The 5,042-nt window shown below is 34.0% G+C and carries 4 protein-coding genes; 3 read left to right on the forward strand and 1 reads right to left on the reverse strand.

Going from position 1 to position 5,042, the window contains the following annotated elements; translation table 11 throughout:
- Nucleotides 1–143: 143 nt before the first annotated feature.
- A complete protein-coding gene (locus RCJ96_RS27285; RefSeq protein WP_001125083.1) occupies nt 144–1,094 on the reverse strand; it encodes a nucleoside hydrolase in 951 nt (316 codons plus the stop codon).
- Nucleotides 1,095–1,837: 743 nt separating this feature from the next.
- Here RCJ96_RS27285 and RCJ96_RS27290 point away from each other — a divergent pair.
- From RCJ96_RS27290 to RCJ96_RS27300, 3 genes are all read left to right on the forward strand, one after another.
- Nucleotides 1,838–3,121: a plasmid recombination protein gene (locus tag RCJ96_RS27290; RefSeq protein WP_076872292.1), complete on the forward strand. Its 1,284-nt coding sequence runs from the start codon at nt 1,838–1,840 to the stop codon at nt 3,119–3,121.
- A gap of 234 nt (nt 3,122–3,355) precedes the next feature.
- Entirely contained in the window at nt 3,356–3,982 is a 627-nt protein-coding gene (locus RCJ96_RS27295; protein ID WP_076872293.1) for a MarR family transcriptional regulator, read from the forward strand.
- A 528-nt stretch (nt 3,983–4,510) separates the two neighbouring features.
- Nucleotides 4,511–4,819: a TIGR04104 family putative zinc finger protein gene (locus RCJ96_RS27300; protein WP_048557823.1), complete on the forward strand. Its 309-nt coding sequence runs from the start codon at nt 4,511–4,513 to the stop codon at nt 4,817–4,819.
- Nucleotides 4,820–5,042 lie beyond the last annotated feature (223 nt).

Here is a 5,042-nt window from a genome sequence, read left to right on the forward strand (position 1 = left end):
AAATAAGCTGTCCATATGGACAGCTTATTTACATAATTACCGATATAGGAAGTTCTATTTTAGTAAACTCATAGCAACTACAATACATCCAACTATAAATAATTCTTTTTTAAATATGTATTTTTATCTTTACTTAGGATATGCTATAGTCTTTTCCTTAAAAATGTTTCCATAATATCTCTCTTAAATCTTTCATAATTGAACTGAAAAGCGATATTATGTGTTTTATAACCTGGATTTGTCACAAAACGAAAGTCTGCGATACTTTGACCAAATCCTTCTCCTTGATCGGGAATTACTTTGATGGGCACTTTTGACAGACGAACTGCATCTGGATTCAACAAATACCATATTGTTACAAAATCATGCATAGGGCTTCCTCCTATGCCAGGATTCGATTTAGAGTAGAAATTATAGTAGTAGTCTAACATAGGTTTGATGATGAGTCCTGCAAGGTCTTGTGTATTCCGGTGAAATGCATCAATTTGTTGAACCATTTCAGGTGTAACAATCGCGTGTTGGGTAACGTTTAATGGAATAATTGTCAAATTCTTCGCATGCTGCAGAATTAAGTTTGCTGCATAAGGGTCTGCGTAAAAGTTAGCTTCAGCCACAGCAGTCACGTTTCCGGGGTAAAAAAAGGCTCCACCCATGCAAATGTATTCTTTCACATTCCGCATTGCTTCTAAATTCAAAATAAATGACGTAGCCAATGAGGAAAGTCTTCCCAAATTGATAATTGTAAGATCGTCTAAATTTGAGTTTATAATTTTGTAAATATCATTTATGGGATAAATTGGATAAGGGATTTCAGGTGGAATGATAGGTCCTAGTCCTACTTTTCCATGTACTTCAGGAAAATATTGAACCAATATACCTGTTAAAGGTACAGAAGCACCGAGAAATACGGGTATCTCTTTTCTTCCCGAAATATACTTCAAATAGTTAATATTTTTTATAGCATTCTCTCTCGATACATTTCCATAATCCGCTACAATTCCCACAAGTTGGATATCCTTACGAAAAAAGGTGTACAGAATAGCAAACACATCATCAATTCCCAAATCTGTAAACAAGAGAACTTTTTTGGGCATATGTTTTCCTCCAAAAGCCATAAAATTTTATTTTTACTAAGGATGTAATGAATAGGCTTGTACTATATTTGATATATATTTGATATATATTTTATATATTCTTCAATAGTACATTTTGTTCATCTATAACTTTAGATATCTTATATGTGTTTGCATCTAAAAAAGTATTTTTGTTTTGTATATTGTATACAAGTACAGTTAACATAACGCATCATTATCGGTAGCAAATTGTTTGATAGAATCTGTGTGTTTACAATGTTTCTTGTCTGCATGTCTATCTATCTCTTATACATAATTTTATACATGGTTGATATAGCGGGGATTCTAGGGATCCCCGCTATATTTTTTTTGCATAAAATCTTGCATGGTGTGTGTCAACGGTACCGGACCGGACCCGCAAGGGAACGGGAGGATAAGGAGTTGACACACTCACTATGCGACCCTCTTGGATTGTCAAAACGTTTATCGTTTTGGCCTGCCAACCGGCGAGGGAGCCCCTCAAGGATTGAGGGGTTGGGGAGTTCGATTAAGGGGGTCAAGGGGAAGAGTTCCCCTTGTAGGTTCGGACAAAGTCCGAGGTCTTTGTTTACCATGCCTCGGCATGGATCGGCGGAGGCCGACATAGCCTCGCAGAGCCTTTTCATTGTGTACATGAAGCGTAGCGAAATGTCATAATACAGAAAAGGTTACTTTGCCAAAGTAACAAAGCTTCTGGTATAGTGGGAGCAAGGAGTTGATTCGTCATGAGCATGTCAGTTTCTTTGAAAAAGGCAACGAACAAAACCAATATCAAACACAATAACAGGACAATGAGCGAGAAGGAAAAAGAGCGGAATTCGCATATTGATTATTCACGTTCTGACGAAAATAAATATCTTGTTCAGAAAGATTTAAAGGAATTATATCGAGAAGAATTTGGAGAAGTGTTGGAGAACTATAACGCCAAACAAAAACGTAACGACCGAAAAATTGATGACTATTACAAACACATTCAGTCCAGTAAAAAAACATCGCTTCAGCAAGAAATGATTATTCAAGTTGGAGATAAAGATGATTTTTCTAGTAAACAAGATTTTGAAAGGGCTAACGAAATTTTAGAAGAATGGTTATCGGGATTTGAAAAACGAAATCCAAATTTAAAAATTTATAACGCAGTCATTCACAATGATGAAGCGAGCCCACACATGCATTTGAATTTTGTTCCAGTAGCAAGCGGATATAAACGTGGACTTGAAAAGCAAGTATCATTTGACCGAGCGATTACACAACAAGATCCAACTTTAGATAAAACTCGTCCTTTTGATGATTGGCGAGAAAAAGAGGTTAATTTGTTAGGCGAAATGTTAAAAGAGCGTAGTATTGAACGAAAAATTGTTGGCACAAATGATTATAAAGATGTTCGTGAATACAAAGAGAGAAAAGATTTACAAAGAGAAATTCAGCAGTTAGAAAAAGATTTGGCAAATAAGAAAAATAAATTGTTAGAAATGAGTGAACGATTACCAGGAGAAATCAAGATTAAAGCTGAGAGAGAGAAGAAAACAGAGGTTGTTCATAAAGGTTTATTTAAAAAAGAAACAGTAGAAAAACCAACAGAGAATTGGATTGTTGGAACTAAAGAATTAAAAAGAGTGCAAGGAATAATTAATGCTGGATATTCAGTGAAAAAAGATTATGAGCGTTTGCAGCGTACAGATTTAGTTCGAGAAAATAAAGAATTACAAGGTAAAGTTGATAGTTTAGCAGATGGTTTGGTTGAAGCTATTAACAAAAATACAGATTTGGAAGATGAGAATCGAAAATTACGTAAGGAAATAAGCTCGTTAAAAGCCCATATAAGAGATTTAAAGGAAAACATAAAGGTTTTATACCACAACACGAAAAAAGTCCTTGGAGAGCATTTTAAGGCGTTTAGAGGACTTGTTAAGAATGAACTGGATATGAATGGTGTAGATAATCAATTTGAGAGTGAACACAAGAAGGAACTGAAGCATAAACAACGGAGACATGACATGGAGCGTTTTTAACAAAGTGAGTAAAAGTTTCTCTAAATTTTGTTTGACCATTTCTTGGGATTATATGTGTGATAAAATAAAAACGAGCCATGCTCCAACATGGCTCGTTTCAAAGGGTATTCAACAAAAATACCTAAAAATCAATGTCTGTTTATAGATTATCATAATTTTATTATTAGGGTAATACCATAATTATGATTTTTGGTATTTATGTTGGTGCTCACAAAATGAGAGGAGCAACAACACATGACAAAAAATATTATTAACTTTGGACAAGCTGAAGAAAAAGCAAGAAAACGAGATTTAGAGATTGAGCAAAAACAATTTGAAGAAGAACATCATGGGATAGATCAAGACGCAGTAGATGAAGCTTTAAAGGTGTTAAGTAAAGCTACTGGTGGTAAAGAGATTTACATAGGTACTAAAAAGAGTCCTCAATCGAAAGTGAGGTTTGCTCAAATTATGCAAGAAAACATGAAGTTTTTAAGTAAGCAAGAATATTTAACTTTGAGCGAAAAAGGATTTTTAATAGATATTGCTCCTTATATTTCTTTTTACAGTAATTCTATTGTTTTTGATGTTAAAGCTAAGAATGTTGTACCTATGAATATTTCAGAACTTGCTAAGGAACTTGAGAGACCAAGAGATAGAACCAGTAAATTGGTTAATGCATTAGTGAAAAAAGGAATATTAGCAAAAGCTGAAAGTGGTATCGAAGGAAGTAATGCAAAAGCTTATTCTTTGTTTGTGAATCCACATGTTATTTTTGCAGGTGATAAGGATAATGTTCCAGAGCATTTACAAATTATCTTTTTTAAAGCTATGAAAATGCCTATATTAAAACAATTACCTAATAAATTATTTAAGAATTGACATTAGTCGATTCTTTTTTTTGACTCTTTTTATGTGTGGCAAAAACGCCACGAATGTGTGGCAAAAACGCCACACATAAAAAGTCTAAAAAAACCAGTATTATCAATGCTTTATACCACTTTTAAAACTCTCTCTCTTCTCACTCTCTATATAAGGGCTTTTCTCCATACAAGGAACGGAGAGTATTTTTTGAGAACCCCACTCAAAAAATCTTCCTCCTTTCTCCTTGCATTCCGAAATTCGCCGGGGGTTGGTATATCGCCAAGCCGAACAGACCAAAAACGAGGACTTAGGTTGCTCGACTTGGACTAGCAATTATACCCGCCGAACCGCCAGCTTTTCCGTTCCTAATATTTGTCTTTCTCAATATATATTTACGCATTTTAAGGGGCTAGCCCCTCGCTTCGCTTCACCCCAGCCTTCGCACTCACACCCAAAAACAAGGAGAAAAAACAAACATTAAATCTTTTAAGTTGTAAAATATACCTTTACAATATTCTGTAAATAATTGTAAGGAGGTGAACTGTAATGAAGTTACCAAAATGTATTAATTGTAATTATAAACTTTCTTGGCCACAGACATTTAAGCAAACGATGATTGTAAAAAAAGACCCTTTACAATGCCCACAATGCCATCATAAATTATTTTTTACTCCTAAATCTAAAAAGAGGATATTTCTCTTAGTAGCACTTCTCCCTATCTTATTTGTAATTTTGATCGCCCTACAAATTTCAACGATAATATCTGTTTCTTTATTAATTATCTACTCTATTTTAGTTATGTTAGTGGTACCATTTCTTATTGAGGTAACAAAAAATGAAGAAGCTTTGTTTTGATGAAATGAGAATATAGATAAAGTGATTTTGATAAAAAAGACAAGGATAGGGGTACCGCCAGCATTGTAGAAAAAAACCACGCTAAGCAAAAACATAAAATAAGCTGTCCATATGGACAGCTTATTTACATAATTACCGATATAGGAAGTTCTATTTTAGTAAACTCATAGCAACTACAATACATCCAACTATAAATAATTCTTTTTTAAATATGTATTTTTAT

It is taken from the genome of Bacillus sp. BSL6 (assembly GCF_052928345.1).